16 protein-coding genes are annotated in these 15,743 nt (G+C 37.1%); 15 read left to right on the forward strand and 1 reads right to left on the reverse strand.

Annotated features, from left to right (window positions below; all coding sequences use genetic code 11):
• Positions 1–869: 869 nt before the first annotated feature.
• The 13 genes from ACNQGN_RS06620 (at position 870) to traN (ending at position 12,756) form a co-directional block, all read left to right on the forward strand.
• Positions 870–1,148 carry a helix-turn-helix domain-containing protein gene (locus ACNQGN_RS06620; RefSeq protein WP_417987055.1) on the forward strand — a complete coding sequence of 93 codons (279 nt, stop codon included), beginning with the start codon at positions 870–872 and terminating at the stop codon, positions 1,146–1,148.
• A 1,164-nt stretch (positions 1,149–2,312) separates the two neighbouring features.
• Entirely contained in the window at positions 2,313–2,801 is a 489-nt protein-coding gene (locus ACNQGN_RS06625) for a hypothetical protein (protein WP_417987056.1), read from the forward strand.
• A gap of 202 nt (positions 2,802–3,003) precedes the next feature.
• Positions 3,004–3,270: a DUF4134 domain-containing protein gene (locus ACNQGN_RS06630; protein WP_417987226.1), complete on the forward strand. Its 267-nt coding sequence runs from the start codon at positions 3,004–3,006 to the stop codon at positions 3,268–3,270.
• 108 nt (positions 3,271–3,378) lie between these two features.
• Positions 3,379–3,696, forward strand: coding sequence for a DUF4133 domain-containing protein (locus ACNQGN_RS06635; protein ID WP_417987057.1), 318 nt, complete (start codon positions 3,379–3,381; stop codon positions 3,694–3,696).
• Between the two features lie 39 nt (positions 3,697–3,735).
• A complete protein-coding gene (locus tag ACNQGN_RS06640) occupies positions 3,736–6,204 on the forward strand; it encodes a TraG family conjugative transposon ATPase (RefSeq protein WP_417987058.1) in 2,469 nt (822 codons plus the stop codon).
• A gap of 56 nt (positions 6,205–6,260) precedes the next feature.
• On the forward strand, positions 6,261–6,953 hold the full coding sequence (locus ACNQGN_RS06645; RefSeq protein ID WP_417987059.1) for a conjugal transfer protein TraI: 693 nt from the start codon (positions 6,261–6,263) through the stop codon (positions 6,951–6,953).
• A gap of 12 nt (positions 6,954–6,965) precedes the next feature.
• Positions 6,966–7,595 carry a hypothetical protein gene (locus ACNQGN_RS06650; RefSeq protein ID WP_417987060.1) on the forward strand — a complete coding sequence of 210 codons (630 nt, stop codon included), beginning with the start codon at positions 6,966–6,968 and terminating at the stop codon, positions 7,593–7,595.
• Positions 7,592–8,227: a TerB family tellurite resistance protein gene (locus ACNQGN_RS06655; RefSeq protein ID WP_417987061.1), complete on the forward strand. Its 636-nt coding sequence runs from the start codon at positions 7,592–7,594 to the stop codon at positions 8,225–8,227. Before ACNQGN_RS06650 ends, ACNQGN_RS06655 begins: the two co-directional genes overlap by 4 nt.
• A gap of 144 nt (positions 8,228–8,371) precedes the next feature.
• Positions 8,372–9,433, forward strand: a complete 1,062-nt coding sequence (gene traJ / locus ACNQGN_RS06660) for a conjugative transposon protein TraJ (RefSeq protein ID WP_417987062.1) — start codon at positions 8,372–8,374, stop codon at positions 9,431–9,433.
• An 18-nt stretch (positions 9,434–9,451) separates the two neighbouring features.
• Positions 9,452–10,072 (forward strand): conjugative transposon protein TraK, encoded by a 621-nt coding sequence (gene traK / locus ACNQGN_RS06665; protein WP_417987063.1) that lies wholly within the window; start codon positions 9,452–9,454, stop codon positions 10,070–10,072.
• Between the two features lie 13 nt (positions 10,073–10,085).
• Positions 10,086–10,583, forward strand: coding sequence for a hypothetical protein (locus ACNQGN_RS06670; RefSeq protein ID WP_417987064.1), 498 nt, complete (start codon positions 10,086–10,088; stop codon positions 10,581–10,583).
• 4 nt (positions 10,584–10,587) lie between these two features.
• On the forward strand, positions 10,588–11,889 hold the full coding sequence (gene traM, locus ACNQGN_RS06675; protein ID WP_417987065.1) for a conjugative transposon protein TraM: 1,302 nt from the start codon (positions 10,588–10,590) through the stop codon (positions 11,887–11,889).
• A gap of 21 nt (positions 11,890–11,910) precedes the next feature.
• Entirely contained in the window at positions 11,911–12,756 is an 846-nt protein-coding gene (gene traN, locus ACNQGN_RS06680) for a conjugative transposon protein TraN (RefSeq protein WP_417987066.1), read from the forward strand.
• A gap of 225 nt (positions 12,757–12,981) precedes the next feature.
• Here traN and ACNQGN_RS06685 read toward each other — a convergent pair whose 3' ends face one another.
• Positions 12,982–13,722, reverse strand: a complete 741-nt coding sequence (locus tag ACNQGN_RS06685; RefSeq protein WP_417987067.1) for a tyrosine-protein phosphatase — start codon at positions 13,720–13,722, stop codon at positions 12,982–12,984.
• 191 nt (positions 13,723–13,913) lie between these two features.
• On the opposite strand from ACNQGN_RS06685, the gene ACNQGN_RS06690 reads away from it, so the two are divergent.
• A complete protein-coding gene (locus ACNQGN_RS06690) occupies positions 13,914–14,783 on the forward strand; it encodes an ABC transporter permease (RefSeq protein WP_417987068.1) in 870 nt (289 codons plus the stop codon).
• A gap of 57 nt (positions 14,784–14,840) precedes the next feature.
• Positions 14,841–15,725 carry an FkbM family methyltransferase gene (locus ACNQGN_RS06695; protein ID WP_417987069.1) on the forward strand — a complete coding sequence of 295 codons (885 nt, stop codon included), beginning with the start codon at positions 14,841–14,843 and terminating at the stop codon, positions 15,723–15,725.
• Positions 15,726–15,743 lie beyond the last annotated feature (18 nt).

Here is a 15,743-nt window from a genome sequence, read left to right on the forward strand (position 1 = left end):
TAACCCAAAAAGAATCAGGTACCAAAAAGCCGAACCACCCTTGTAAAATGAAAATTTATTCATAATATTGGTATAGTTAAATGAAACGTTAGTTTTGTTAGCGATGGTCCTCTATTCTAGCTTGCAGGCGGGTTAGAGGGCCTTTTTTTATTTGTTTTTTATTTTGTCATAGGCGAGCGGTTTTTTGGGTTAATTTATGGTTGTTAGGATAATTAAATACCCTGCACCTTTTAACAAATTCAAATTAAATTAACTAGGTGTTCAAAGACCTTTCGGTGCAGGTGTTTATAATTATGAATACTTAGATAATCATAGGCGGTTTTTTTTAGTTTTCAGGCATTGTTTTTAGTTGGAATTAGGCATAAGTGTTTACTGCCGAATTAAGAAAGTGCTTTTTTCTGACGGTGATTTTGCGGTTTACTAGTTGAAACCACTGGTAACGCTGAGCGTGTGGCTGTTTTTAAGTGTGTCTTTTTATTTTACTCATAGGCATGCGGGTTTTAGCGGGTTAAACTGCTGCGAGACTATGAAAAATGAAGAAAGAGACGCTAAGAATATAAGGCAGTTAATGACCAAGAGAATAAAAAATGGCGCAGAACTCAGCTTATATCGTTTTTCAAGGTACTGGTATACCCTACGCACGAATAAGTGAGCCCACGCCATGGGACGTGAGCATCTTACTTATCATCTCGAGCGTTTAAAAATTACCAGTTTTTGAAAACGAGATTCTAAGCGAATGCTTCAAATATTTTATATGAAGAATCGCAAAAATAATACTAATTCTAATAGAATGAGGGTATAAAGATAAAAAATAAAATGACAAATACGTCATTGTGTGAAAATATTTTTCTGATTCAATTTGAAATACCATGGAACAGATAAAAAATGAAAGATTATTAAGTGCAGTAAAGGTAGTTTTAAAAGAACTTCGTGCTAAAATTGGTTTGACTCAAGAGCAAGTAGCAAACAATATAAAAGCGAATAGAGATTTGTCAATTCATATTGGTCGTAATGAAACCGGAAATCAGAATATGACTGTTAGTACTCTTTATGAATTGTGTGAGTATTATAAAGTGCCAATATCTGAGTTTTTCAAACGAGTTGAAGAAGTTGACAAAGGATTAAAAATAAAAGATATAAATAAGTAAGATGCTGAGAGGCATCTTTTTTGTTTTGTAGAGATACCGAATACTTATCAATACGGAATTAAAGCTTATCCAAAATGGAATTTTTGATTTAATGCCGAAACACAATTATTTTAAAAATACTGATTATTCCTTCTGCGTGAATAAACTAGTCCTTCATTTTATCATTAGCAAATCTTTTTACTTCTACAGTGCCTTTCTCAGTTTTTTACATACTTAAACAATAATGCCACTATTATGGCAAAGTCCCAACAAATGGGGTGAATTTAAATTGGGTCTGATATTTTCTCGTTTAAAATAATCTATGCATTCCTTAAATAATGCTATTACTTCATCAGTATTTTATATAGGCAATACTATAATGTCACTTTAGGTTAAATACCTGTCAGTTTTGGAAATAAATTAATTGTAATTAGAAATTGTCTAATGCATAATTATGCTTTTTCTGAGCATAAAATACAATTCCCTTTGTAAGATAAACGGAACCGATTAAAACATTATTCCTTGATTTTTTTAGTGTAGATAATACTGTCTGCATAGACCAGTTTTAAATTTTCGCACTGACTTTTCCTAAATCAACAGCGCACTCAAACTTGGTTCCCTAAGCAAAGAAACAGTAAAAATCGATACTTTTTTATCATTGGTAAAATAGGAAATAGGACTATTTTCTCTACAAAATCCTCTTTTAACGCAGCGAAAAGCCTCCGAAAACTGTCTTGGAATTTTTTTTCAATAAACAAGACAGAATGAATCGTAAGTAATTTATAATGAAGTGTTTGGTTAAAATAATGATGTATGGATTTCCATGAATAATGGTATGGATTTCCACGAAATCCATACCTAATGTGTTGCGAGATAGAAATTTGAATTCTAGTTTTACCCTTGAATTCAAAAACAAAAATATTAACCATCGTGCCAAATTAAAGTTTTGCTTACCCGGGTAAAATGGACTGACTGAAAAAGTACTTAATGGCATTTAACACATTTTTAATCATGAAAAATATTTTCTTTTTATCGAGTTTGCTGGGGGTACAACAAAAAGTTGTACTTGTGGAGCTTTACAGGCTATCGTTTCTTTGCCCTTTGACGAGAAAAATCTGGATTTTGGATACGTCCAATTATCCCTGATGAAAGAATTAATGTAGAACAATAAAAAATGAAGAGCGTATGTTTACAAACATTTCATGGGGCAATTATACAACTGTAGTTGTCCTGGTATTACTAAGTTGGTATTTGTTTATTGGGTTGCGATTTTACTTTGTAGAACTTAAAGACATCCTAACAGGAAAGCAGAAGTTTCTATTCCGTAGTATTGGCAATAAAGGGAATCCAGAAATCCCATCTAATTTAGATTATCAGGAATCTCCTGATATCATTTCATCTCAATCTTATGTAGAAGAATCCGATCAGACCTTTCAGGAGATTGAGATTCTGCTAAAAAAAATGAGAAATGTTGTCGCAGATGCGGCGCAAGGAAAACTTCTTAAACAGGAATTTATGGATGAAGTCGGACAAGTTCTAAAGGAATATCCATCCATAAAAAATTCTTCTTTTCGCTCCTCAATCAGCGAGGTGATTGTCTCTGAATGTGACAAACTCGAATCAATCCATTTAACCGAAGAGGAAGCGGAAGCTTTGTGGGATGAAAAAAACTAATACAACATAGCGGAGGAGGTACGCCCCGTTTCCTCATGCTGTCTGCTTTTATGGCATAGGAAAGAGAATTGAGACAGTGGTGAAACCTCCGCTTTTTTTATCTAATTATTTGAATTTTAAAATAGGTGTTATGAGAAAATGTATCTGGAATTGTAGAAAATTAACCCAACCAAAACTGGGTATTGCCATTGCCATTGTGGTAATGGTGGGCTTTAATTATCAAGTCTTTGCCCAAGACGGGCTTGCCGGAATTAATGAGGCCAATCAACTAGTGCGAAGCTACTTTGATGCAGGGACTGAACTAATGTATGCCGTTGGCGCCATATTGGGATTGATAGGTGCGGTCAAGGTGTATCAAAAGTGGAATGCGGGTGACCCTGATACTGGTAAAGTTGCTGCCGCCTGGTTTGGAAGTTGTGTTTTTCTGGTTGTTGTGGCAACTGTGATTCAATCCTTCTTTGGTATTTAAGTGTTCGGAAGGAAAAAAAACAGAATTGTTGCTTAAGAAGCGATTAGCTGCTCGATTGAAAAAACTTTTTTAGCAGCTTTAGAAGAATGAACCTTTAAAAATAGTGTAATGAACAACAGTGTGTATCAAATCAACAAAGGAATTAATCAAAGTATTGAATTTAAGGGCCTTAAGGCGCAATATATTTGGTATTTGGGTGGTGGCATTGTATTGCTTATGATTCTTTTTTCTGTGATGTACATCATTGGTTTGCCGTCACTTGTCTGCGTCGGCATCATCGGTGTTTCAGGAACACTATTGGTTGTGAAAGTTTATAGGATGAGTCATAAATATGGCGAGCATGGTATGATGAAAGCCTTAGCTAAAAGACAGATTCCTAAGGCCGTTAGAACGCAAAGCAGGAAGATTTTCAAAATGGAAAAATAGTATTTGTTAAAAATTATGAACAAGTAAATAGACTTAAAGATGGAAAAAAGAATGGACGATATTTTACCGATTATGGATGTGGAGCACGATTGTATCCTGTCTAAACAGGGTGATGTAACGGTAGTATTTAAGGCGGAACTACCGGAGATCTTTACTTTGTCAGACCAGGAGTATGAAGCATTCCACCAGACGTGGCTTAAGGCTATAAAATTACTTCCAAAGTTTAGCGTGTTCCACAAACAAGACTGGTTTATTGATAGCAAGTTTCAGGCTGACTTTACCAGTGAGGACACTAGTTTTCTTACGCGCAGCAGTGAGCGCTTTTTTAATGAGCGTCCTTTTCTGGATCATTCCTGCTATATTTTGCTGACCAAAAAACCAGCGGGCAGGAAAACATCCAGTTCCCTATTTTCTAATTTGCTCAAGAATTCAATAGTTCCCGAAGAAACATTAAAGGCTCAACTGCGTCAGGAATTTATAGACAGTACCGGGCAGTTCAAGCGAATATTGGAAGACAGTGGTTTTGTAAAATTAACCCGTCTGGGTAATGATGAGCTCAGAAGTCATAGCAGAAAGATTGGAATTATAGAGCGGTATTGTTCACTCTCTGAAAAAGAAGACTCTTTTATTTTCAAAGATATCGCTTTCAATGACGGTTTGCAGGTAGGGGATAAGCATTGTCAAATTTATACACTGGGTGATGCAGCTGACCTGCCTGCGCTTTGCGGTTCCAGAATCAACTATGACCGATACTCCACCGACAAGACCAAATTCAGTATAGGCTTTGCATCCACACTAGGACAGCTTCTTTCCTGTAGTCATATTTACAACCAGTATATCTTCATAGAGGATGCGCAAAAAACGTTACAAAAGCTAGAAAATAAAAGATTGAGATTGCAGTCCTTATCTGCCTATAGCAGAGAGAACCTAATTGCGCGCGATGCTACCAATGATTTCCTGAATGAAGCGATCAGTCAGCAACGACTGCCCGTAAAGGCCCATTTTAATGTATTGGCGTGGACAGAAGATACCGAAGAACTAAAAAATATAAAAAATAAAGTTTCTTCAGCACTGGCGCAAATGGATGCGGCTGCCAAGCAGGAAACCGTTGGAGCTGCCCAAATTTATTGGGCAGGCATTCCCGGCAATGCCGCCGACTTTCCCATGAATGACACCTTTGATACGTTCGCGGAACAAGCGGTCTGCTTCCTGAATATGGAAACGGGATACCGTTCGTCACTAAGTCCCATTGGAATACGTCTGGGCGACCGCCTGACGGGCAAACCGGTACATGTGGATATCAGCGATGAGCCGATACAAATGGGAATATGTACCAATCGGAACAAATTTATACTCGGACCTTCGGGAAGCGGAAAATCCTTTTTTACCAACCATATGGTCAGAAGCTATTATGAACAAGGAACCCATATTGTACTGGTAGATGTTGGACATAGTTACAAAGGCTTGTGTGATATGGTGGGCGGTTACTATTTTACCTATGATGAAAAGAATCCTATCCGGTTCAATCCTTTTTATATCAGTGAAGGGGACAGTCTGGATACAGAAAAAAAGGAAAGTATAAAAACCTTACTGCTGGCCCTTTGGAAAAAAGATACTGAAACCTTTAACCGAAGTGAGTATGTGGCTTTGTCCAACGCACTTCAGTTATACTATGAAAAGCTCGAAGCAAACAAAGAGCTGTTTCCATGTTTTGACAGTTTTTATGATTTTCTGAAAGGTGATTTTGTCAAGGTGTTAGAAGGAGATAAGGTAAAGGAAAAGGATTTTGATATCAATAATTTTATGTATGTATTACGTCCCTATTATAAGGGCGGAGAATTTGACTATCTGCTTAATGCCACGGAAAATCTTGAATTATTAAGTGAACGCTTTATTGTGTTTGAGTTGGATAATATCAAAGACCATCCGATACTTTTTCCGGTGGTGACGATCATCATTATGGAGGTCTTCATCAGTAAGATGCGCAAGCTTAAAGGGGTTCGTAAAATGATCTTAATTGAGGAAGCCTGGAAAGCAATTGCTAAGGAAGGTATGGCAGAATATATAAAATATTTATTCAAGACGGTAAGAAAGTTTTACGGAGAGGCAATAGTGGTTACACAAGAAGTAGAGGATATTATTTCATCTCCTGTGGTCAAACAAGCCATCATCAATAATAGCGATTGCAAGATCCTTCTGGACCAGAGTAAATACCAAAATAAATTCGATCAGATTCAGGAACTGTTGGGGCTGACGGAAAAAGAAAAAGCATTGGTGCTTTCGGTCAATAAAGCCAATGACCCTGATAAAAAATACAAGGAAGTATTTATCTCCCTGGGAGGAATGCTCTCTAAAGTGTATCGTACCGAAGTATCCCTTGAGGAATATTTGGCCTACACCACAGAAGAAACAGAAAAAGTAAAAGTACAGGCCTATGCTAAGAAATTTAATGGCGATATCAAAAAAGGAATAGCGGCACTGGCTAATGATTTGCGTGCACAAGCTTGAGGAAAAAAACATAACACTTTAAAATAAATACGAAATGGAAACTAAAATAAAGAATTATGAAAGCAAAGAAAAAAATGATAGTCTGCTTGCTGTGTCTTTTGCTGCTAAGCACTCCGGCAAGACCGGCAGCAACAGTTGCTGTTTTCCCAATACTAGAATTAATTAGGGAAGCCGTGAAGCAAGTCATAATAGCAATTGATCTTCGGATCCAAAGACTGCAAAACAGAACGATATGGTTGCAGAATGCTCAAAAGAAATTAGAAAATATACTCTCCAAATTAAAACTGGATGAGATATCGGAATGGACACAAAAACAAAAAGACTTATACAAAAATTACTATGATGAACTGATGAGAGTTAAATCCATTATTACCTATTACCAGCGCATCAGGGATATCACCCAAAAGCAGGTGCGGCTTGTGAAGGATTACGAAAAGGCCTGGAAGCTGTTTCGGCAGGACGATCATTTTAGTAAGGAAGAATTAGGCTATATGCAAAAAGTATACTCCGGTATATTGAATGAAAGTATAAAGAATATCGACCAGATCTTTTTAGTTCTGGATTCTTTTACCATACAGATGAGCGATGCCAAAAGGCTTGAAATCATCAATGCCGCAGCGGACAGGATTGATGATAACTATAATGACCTTTCGCTGTTCAACAGGCAGAACATACTATTAAGCCTTCAAAGAGCGAAAACGAAAAACGATGTGAATGCAGTAAAAAAATTCTACGGAATTCCCAATTAAAAACGTAAAGTCATGAAAAAAATAGTGCTATTGCTGCTGTTTGCAGGATTTTTAAATGGAAACATTTACGCACAGGAAAAACAAAGAGAAGCCCTCCTGAAACAAATTGCAGCGTTTAAAATGTATATCGAATACGCTCAAAAAGGATATTCGATCGCTCAAAAAGGCCTCAGAACAATAGGTGATTTCAAACGAGGGGAATTTAATCTTCATACCGATTATTTCAATTCGTTAAAAAGGATTAATCCGAAAATAAAAAACTATAGCAGAGTAGCTGAAATTATAGTTCTTCAGGTAAAAATCTTGAAAAGTTACAGTCGAATAATAAGACAAGTCCGGAAAGACGATTTATTTCACGGCAATGAGGTAGCCTATATCAAAAGGGTTTTGGAGCGCCTGATTGAAAATTGTGATGGTACTTTAGAGGATCTTATTGTAATAATAACAGCGGGAAAGCTTGAAATGAAAGATGACGAGCGAATAAAGCGAATTGATGCGTTGTATCAAAATATGCTCGAGAGTTATGCTTTTTGCGAGGATTTCAGCAAGCAAACCAGACTGATGTCCTTATCAAGAGGCAAGGAGGTTAGGGATGTTAAAACCAGCCGTGCGTTGCAGGGCTTTACTAATAATTTACCATGAAAAGGCTACTGATTTTAGGAATCATTCTTATGGGAATGTTATTCCCCTGTAACGTTTCAGCGCAATCACAGGAAATGCAGCAGCTACTATTGAATATCGAAAAGCTGGCACAGTTCAAGCAGATTCTTCAGGATATGAAAAAGGGATATGAAATTCTTAATGGAGGATACAATGCCGTTAAAAAGCTATCCCAGGGAAATTTTAATATCCATGAAACATTCCTTGATGCGCTGATGCAGGTAAGCCCTACGGTTCGAAATTACAGAAGGGTTGGTGATATTGTCAAGTACCAGCTGCTTTTGGTAAAAGAGTACAAGACCGCATTTAACCGCTTCAGGAATAGTGGCAATTTCAATGCAGATGAAATTGCCTATCTCGAAAAGGTGTATGCTAAACTGTTTAAGCAGAGTTTACGGAATCTGGATGAGCTGGCCTCCGTCATTTCAGCCAATAAACTGCGAATGACTGATGATGAAAGACTAGCAGCCATTGACAAAGTCTATGCTGATATGCAAGATAAGCTCTTGTTTCTACGAAGCTTTAATAACAATACATCAGTATTGGGAATCCAGCGAGCAAAAGAACGCACTGAGGTACAGGGGATGCGTGGCATCTACAAAGTAAATAACTAAATACATAATGACATGATAAAAAGGAGCAAGGCTGCATTATTTGCAGCCGCAGGGATGGTAGTGCCTATTGCGAGCCATGCGCAGGGTTTGGCGAATGATATGAACAGTCTGCATGGCGTGCTGGATCAGTTATACGACGAGATGATGCCTTTATGCAGTAACCTGTTGGGAGTTGGGCAGGGAATAGCAGGATTTGGAGCTATCTGGTATATTGCCTCGAGGGTTTGGAAGCATATTGCTAACGCAGAACCAATCGATTTTTATCCGCTTTTCCGTCCATTTGTGATTGGATTCTGCATTGTGATTTTTCCTTCGGTACTAGATATGATCAACGGGGTTATGAAGCCTACCGTTACAGCAACCGCTTCGATGGTTGAGGGCTCGAACAAGGCTATTGCAGTATTGCTTCAAAAAAAGGAAGAAGCAATCAAGACTACCGATGCGTGGCAGATGTATGTTGGTGAAGACGGAAGCGGAGACCGGGAGAGATGGTATAAGTACACGCATGATGATGCCAGCCCTTCTGATGAAGGCACCTTTGAAGGAATAGGCAATGATGTGAAGTTCGCTATGGCCAAGGCTTCATTCAATTTTCGCAATTCAGTTAAGGAATGGATGAGTGAAGTATTGATGGTTTTCTTTGAAGCGGCTGCACTTTGTATTGATACCCTTCGCACTTTTCAGCTTGTAGTGCTTTCTATTTTGGGGCCACTGGTTTTTGGTATATCAGTTTTCGATGGTTTTCAACATACACTTACGGTGTGGCTGGCGCGCTACATTAATATCTACCTATGGCTTCCGGTGGCTAATATTTTTGGCAGTATCATCGGAAAGATTCAGGAAAAGATGCTGCAATTGGATATAGGACAGGTCAATGATTATGGAGATACTTTTTTTAGCAGAACCGATATGGCTTATATGGTCTTTATGATTATTGGAATCGTCGGTTATTTCACTGTTCCATCCGTCGCTAATTATATCGTGCATGCAGACGGTGGTGGAGCTTTAGGTCAAAAAGTGACCAGTATTTTCAACAACGCTACAAATTCAACAATAAATACTGCTGCCGGTGGAGGGATGGTCGGGGATGTTATGGGTAATGCTTCAGGACGTATGTCTCAAAGTATGTCCGGATCCGGTAGTTCCGCTCCTTACTTCAAAGACAAGGACAGTTACATGGGCGATAAATTAAAAGGCAATTCTTAACCTCTAAAAAAACGTAATATGTTTAGCAAAATGAAAAATATTGACACGGCCTTTCGGCATGTTCGTGGATTTACAATGTTGGTGGTAGGAGGAAGTATAATAATGAGCTGTTTTGCCCTCTATAAGAGTTTTAGTCTGGTGTCACAAATGCAGGATAAGGTCTATATACTGGCAAATGGTAAAGCACTGGAAGCGTTTGCTTCGGACAGAAAAGACAATATACCGGTTGAGGCAAGGGATCATGTGATGACCTTTCACAAGTTATTCTTTACCCTTGATCCGGATGATAAAGTGATAAAGACGAATGTTAGCAAGGCACTTTACCTCGCCGACGGCAGTGCGAAACGGATTTATGATGATTTAAAAGAGAACGGGTATTATGCCGATATAATTTCAGGAAACATCAGTCAGACGATACAGATAGATAGTGTTACGGTTGACATCAATAAATATCCTTACCATTTCAGATGCTATGCTACTCAAAATATTATCAGAACTACCAGTATGACGCATCGCAGCCTTTTAACAGAAGGAAATCTTCGAAATGTTTCCCGCAGTGACAATAACCCGCATGGCTTTTTAGTCGAGCGATGGAATACTATCGAGAATATGGATTTGAGTACCGAAAACCGAAAATAATAAACCTACTAATATGCTATTTACATTTAAAAGAAACAATAAAAAAGACTCCGATACGCCTGATTGTTTTAAGGGATATCTATGGCGAAAATTAGATGAAGCCAGTCTTCGGCTGCGATTCAAATGCGCGCTATGGCTGGAGCGCAAAACAGCGCATTTGTCACGTAAAAATTGGATGTTGATTCTAATAAGTTTCACCTTGTTTACAAGCGGTTACTGTATATACCTGATTGTTGCAGGTTTTTCGCAAACCACAACCGATTCGATAACTATAACACCGATTGCAAAATCAACAAATGCGATGCAAAAAGGAAAACAAATGATCGACAGCAACCTTTCTATAAGTAAAATCGAATTGGAGAGAATTGTTCACTTTCGCAGGTACATCGATAGTTTGGATCGCAGCCCGACAGGCAAAAAAATGCGAGACAGTATCATGCAATACCATCCCGGATTGCTGGACAGTCTTTCAATAGTAGAAAATCAGTATCACTCACAATTTAAAAATTAAAGTCATGGAACAAAGAAAGAAATCACCAAAAATGCTAAAGCAACGCAAGCTATTTTTAGTAATGCCAGTACTGGTACTGCCATTTATCACTATTCTGTTTTGGGCATTGGGCGGCGGGAAAATGGATGCTGCTAATGCTACGTTAGTTGAAAAAGAAGGATTTAATATAAAGCTTCCCGGTTCAAACCTGAAGGAAAGTAGTGCTTTGGATAAAATGAGTTACTATGAACAGGCAAAGCTTGACTCTACAAAGTTAGAGGAACTTATAAAGAAGGACCCAAACTATCTCAGCCAGGCTTTTCCGGGAGATTCACTAGAAGCTGTTAGTGGCTCGTCTTATAATCGAAGTAGTTCCAGAAAAGGTAGTAACGGCTTAAATACCACAATGTATCGTGACCCAAATGAAGAAAAGGTTCATGAAAAGCTGGAAGCGTTGCAAAGAGCCATGAATACCCCTGCTCCTTCAAGGCAAAATCCCGATTTTGATAACTATGCAAAGGAAAGTACAAACGCAATGCATTCCGATGATGTTGACAGGCTGGAAGAAATGATGCAGTCTATGAACAGTCAGAACAATGACCAGGATCCTGAATTGAAGCAGCTTAGCGGGATGCTTGAAAGCATACTGGATATTCAGCACCCTGACAGGATGCAGGAAAAATTGAAAAAGGTTTCCGAAGCACAGCGTGGGCAGGTATTTGCCATTGCTACTAAAACAACGGAAGATAATATTTCTTCCTTGCAAATTACAAGAACAAATCCGATTGATGGGCAATCCAAAAGCAATGCCTTTTATTCCTTAGAAGATCTCTCCAATGCAGACTATGATCAAAATGCAGTAGCGGCAGTAATTCATGAAACACAGACTATTGTAAATGGTTCGACTGTAAAACTGAGGCTTTCCAATGCCATTTTTATTAACGGGGTCCAGATTCCAAAGAATAATTTTTTATTTGGAATCGCTTCCCTAAAAGGAGAAAGACTGATCATTAAGATAAATAGCCTGCGATTTAATAACTCCTTATTCCCGGTTGAACTGGCGGTTTACGATATGGATGGACTTAATGGAATCTATATTCCGGGAGCAATTAACCGAGATGTTGCCAAGGAATCTGGAGACCGTTCCATGCAGACGCTCGGCGTTGCAAGTCTTGATGATTCTTGGGGAGCACAAGCAGCCGGAGTGGGAATTGAGGCAGCTAAAACCCTGCTCAGTAAAAAAGTGAAGCTTGTTAAAGTGGTAGTGAAGGCCGGCTATCAGGTATTGCTTCGTGATGAAAAACAAAAACAAAATGATTCCAATTGAAAACTAAAAAAAAATATAGATATGAAAAAATTTAATGTATTGGTTATTGTATATATGGTACTCTTTACCATTGGCGCATTTGCACAACAAACAAGTAAAAACCACTTTACTGAAATTGAATCGGATTCTGTGGCGATTGGATATTCAAAAACAACAAATATTGTATTTCCATATGCTATTAAGAGTGTCGATCGTGGCAGTCAGGATATACTCGTCCAAAAACCCATAGGACTTGAAAATATATTACAGATTAAGGCAGCACAACAAGGGTTCATTCAAACCAATCTTACTGTGGTTACTGCTGATGGTAAACTGTATTCCTTCGTTCTAAATTATGATGAACAATCACCTCAATTGAATCTCTCTTTTAATGAGGCAAAGCAGGAAGCACAGGAAATTTTTTTTTCATCCGAAAGCAGGAACGAGCAGGAGGTAGAGCAATATTCCAAATTAGCTTTTTATGACAAGGGAAAGATACGAAGTGAAAAGGAAAACAAATATGACATCAAATTTCAGCTAAATGGAATTTTTATCCGAAATGATGTGATGTATTACAGAATCTTTGTTAGAAACAATTCTACAATAAGTTATGATGTTGACCAGCTTCGCTTTTTCATTCGTGACAATAAGAAAGTAAAACGCACCGCTTCACAGGAAATCGAAGTTGTACCGGTCTACGTTCTTAATAATGTAGCTGCAATTGACGAAGAATCACAAAACACCTTTGTATTTGCCCTGCCAAAATTCACAATTCCCGAGAAAAAATACTTGGCCATACAGCTCATGGAAAAGAATGGAGGTAGACATGTGGAATTAAAAGTAAAGAATAAAAAGCTTTTAAAGGTTAGTGTGCTACCTAAACTTTAATTATTTATTTAAATTAAAGAGTTATGAACGAGGAAAATTTTTGATTACATGGGTGAGTCAAATCAAGAGAGATATCTTTTTTGTTTGCTTCGAAAATTTACTCCTTGTATTCTATTTAGGATTTTCCTTTTTTTCATTCCTCTAGTTATGCAAGCTTCGGATAGTACTTCAAGCTCGTGTAGTCAAATAAATCAGTTTATAGCAATAACAGTTGAATATTAAGAGTTATTCAAACTTAAAAAACTGGTTGTTAGCGATTGCTTCTTTCAATGGCACTAAATCTTTTAGCTTTACTTTTTGATCAAAGGACCTGATATGATTGTCATGATGTACATCAGAACCTACATAATTGTACATTCCTTTTTGTAGCAATTGCTCAGCGATTTTAGTGATTTCGCCCCCATAATATCCTACTACTGATAATAAATTTAATTGAAACAAGCAACCGGCTCTTTTTAGTTTTAGGTATTCATTAAAATTATTGTGGTAAAATAAGTAGCGTTCAGGGTGGGCTAAAACGGGAATGTATCCTGCTACCTGCAAGTCAAACAATATCGAGTACAACTGTATGGGTGCATTGATGTAGGACATTTCAACTAATACATAGTTGTCTTTTAGCGTCAGTAAATCATGAGATTGAAAAAGTCGAACAAATTGATCGTCCATCAGGTATTCAGCAGCTGCCTTGAAAGGAATTGCAATGTCTTGTTTTTTTAGGTCTGCTACTGTTATTGTGGCATTGGACTGGATTTCTTCGTGTGTATTGTCCCAAACGTGTTGAATAATGTGCGGGGTCGTGATAAACTGCGTCACCCCATGTCCTTGAAGGGCTTGGGTCAGACGTAACGTGTCCTTAAAAGTTCTGGCACCATCATCAATACCCGGCAAAAGATGCGAGTGAATATCGATATGGTGATCCGGAATTAGATCTTTTAAAACTGGTTTATTTTTAAAAAAAGAGAACAATAGTATATATTTAGAAATTGCTATGCAAAGTAAATAAATATTCAGCAATACTAATCCTAAATTAGATACAATACTTCGAGCAAATTATTATATTTGCCCTATAACGATACAGTTGTAGAAAACAAAAAAGAAAAGATCTCGCGACTGTGCTCGAAAAGACAAAACCAACACTAGGATTTTAGCTTAAAACGATGAGTAACAACGAAAATACAGATACTGCTTGGTTGTTTGAGATAACGCCAAAAAATAAATTCTTCTCGCTAAACCTCAAAGAAGTTTGGCAGTATCGCGATTTGCTTATGCTTTTTGTAAAACGAGATGTAGTGACAGTCTATAAGCAAACCATCTTAGGACCTTTATGGTACTTGATACAGCCTTTATTTACGGCTATAACCTTTACTTTGATTTTCAATACGGTTGCGGGAATTGAAACAGGTGCAGTACCTCCTTTTTTGTTTAACTTGGCGGGAATAACGATTTGGAATTATTTTACGGCTTGCCTCACGGACACTTCGGATACCTTCAAAAGAAATGCGGCCATATTTGGTAAGGTTTATTTTCCTAGGGTGATAATGCCTCTTTCTATTGTCATATCTAATTTGTTAAAATTTGGAATTCAATTTTTAATTTTTATTGCGTTTTATATTTTTTATTATACTCAAGGGGCTGCCATTAGCTTAAATGCTGTCACAGTGTTTTTTCCTTTGCTGGTCGTTTTAATGGGTGTTTTGGGATTAGGATTGGGGATGTTTATTTCATCATTAGTAACTAAATATAGGGATTTTAGTTATTTGATCAGTTTTGGCGTCCAGTTGCTAATGTATTTATCGGCAGTAATGTATCCCATGGAACTGATCAAAAACAAGATGCCCGACTACGCCTGGTTGGTGCAATACAATCCTTTGGCTTATGTTATAGAAACCACGCGTTACATGCTATTGGGTATAGGAAATGTTTCTGTTTGGGGATTGGTTTATACTGTTAGCGTAACCCTCATTGTGTTTTTTGTGGGATTGTTAATTTTTAACAAAACGGAGAAAAGTTTTATTGATACAGTATAGTATAGTAATGACTCAAGTGAAATCGAATTTAAACAAAGTAAAGCTTAAAGTAAATTGATGAAAAAATACATCCATAAAATACTAAAAAAACTAGGTTACAAAATTTCAAATATAGCACAGGAGGAAAAAAAATTAAAAAAATTAGTAGAAGGTTTTGCAGTCAAAAACGACAAGTATAATTTAGTAATTAATTCAGCTCCTTATTTATTTGAAATTAAAAAACAGTTCCCGGAACTAGTGTTGGAGAGTCATAAAGATGGTGTTCTGACCAGTTTTAATGATTTAAAATTATACATAGAAACGTCTGAAGAATTTTTCATATTGAAGGAAGTATTTGTTGAAAAAGATTATAATTTATTGTCTAAGGAAAACCTTGTTGTTTTTGATATAGGAATGAATATTGGCATTAGTTCTTTATTTTTTGCCTTAAAAAAAAATGTATCCAAAATATATTCTTTCGAACCTGTAGATACAACATACAATCAAGCGCTTTATAATTTTGGATTAAATAAAGGCTATTCCAATAAAATTGAAACCTTCAACTATGGGCTGGGCGGTTCAACCCGAAAGGAGAAAGTGCTTTACGATCCCCTAGCAAAAGGGAATTGTGGCATACGATTAGATTTAAGCCTTGTCATAGATAGAAATAAAGCAAAAGAAATCGAAATAGTTATCGAGAGTATCAGTGACCTACTTCCTGATTTGATAGCAAAACATCCAGAGCAGAAAATTGTTTTGAAAATTGACTGTGAAGGAGCAGAATATGAAATAATGCAAAAATTGAATTACAGTAATTTATTGAAGGATATTGACATATTGTTAATTGAATGGCATGATAAAGGAGCTAAAATACTGGAAAACATATTGATAGAAAATAACTTTATGGTGATTTCAAGGTTTTTGACTCCGATTACCGGGATGATTTATGCTTTTAAAAAGTAAAACCTAAAGTTGTAAAAT

The organism is Flavobacterium rhamnosi, assembly GCF_048286515.1.
GTDB lineage: Bacteria > Bacteroidota > Bacteroidia > Flavobacteriales > Flavobacteriaceae > Flavobacterium.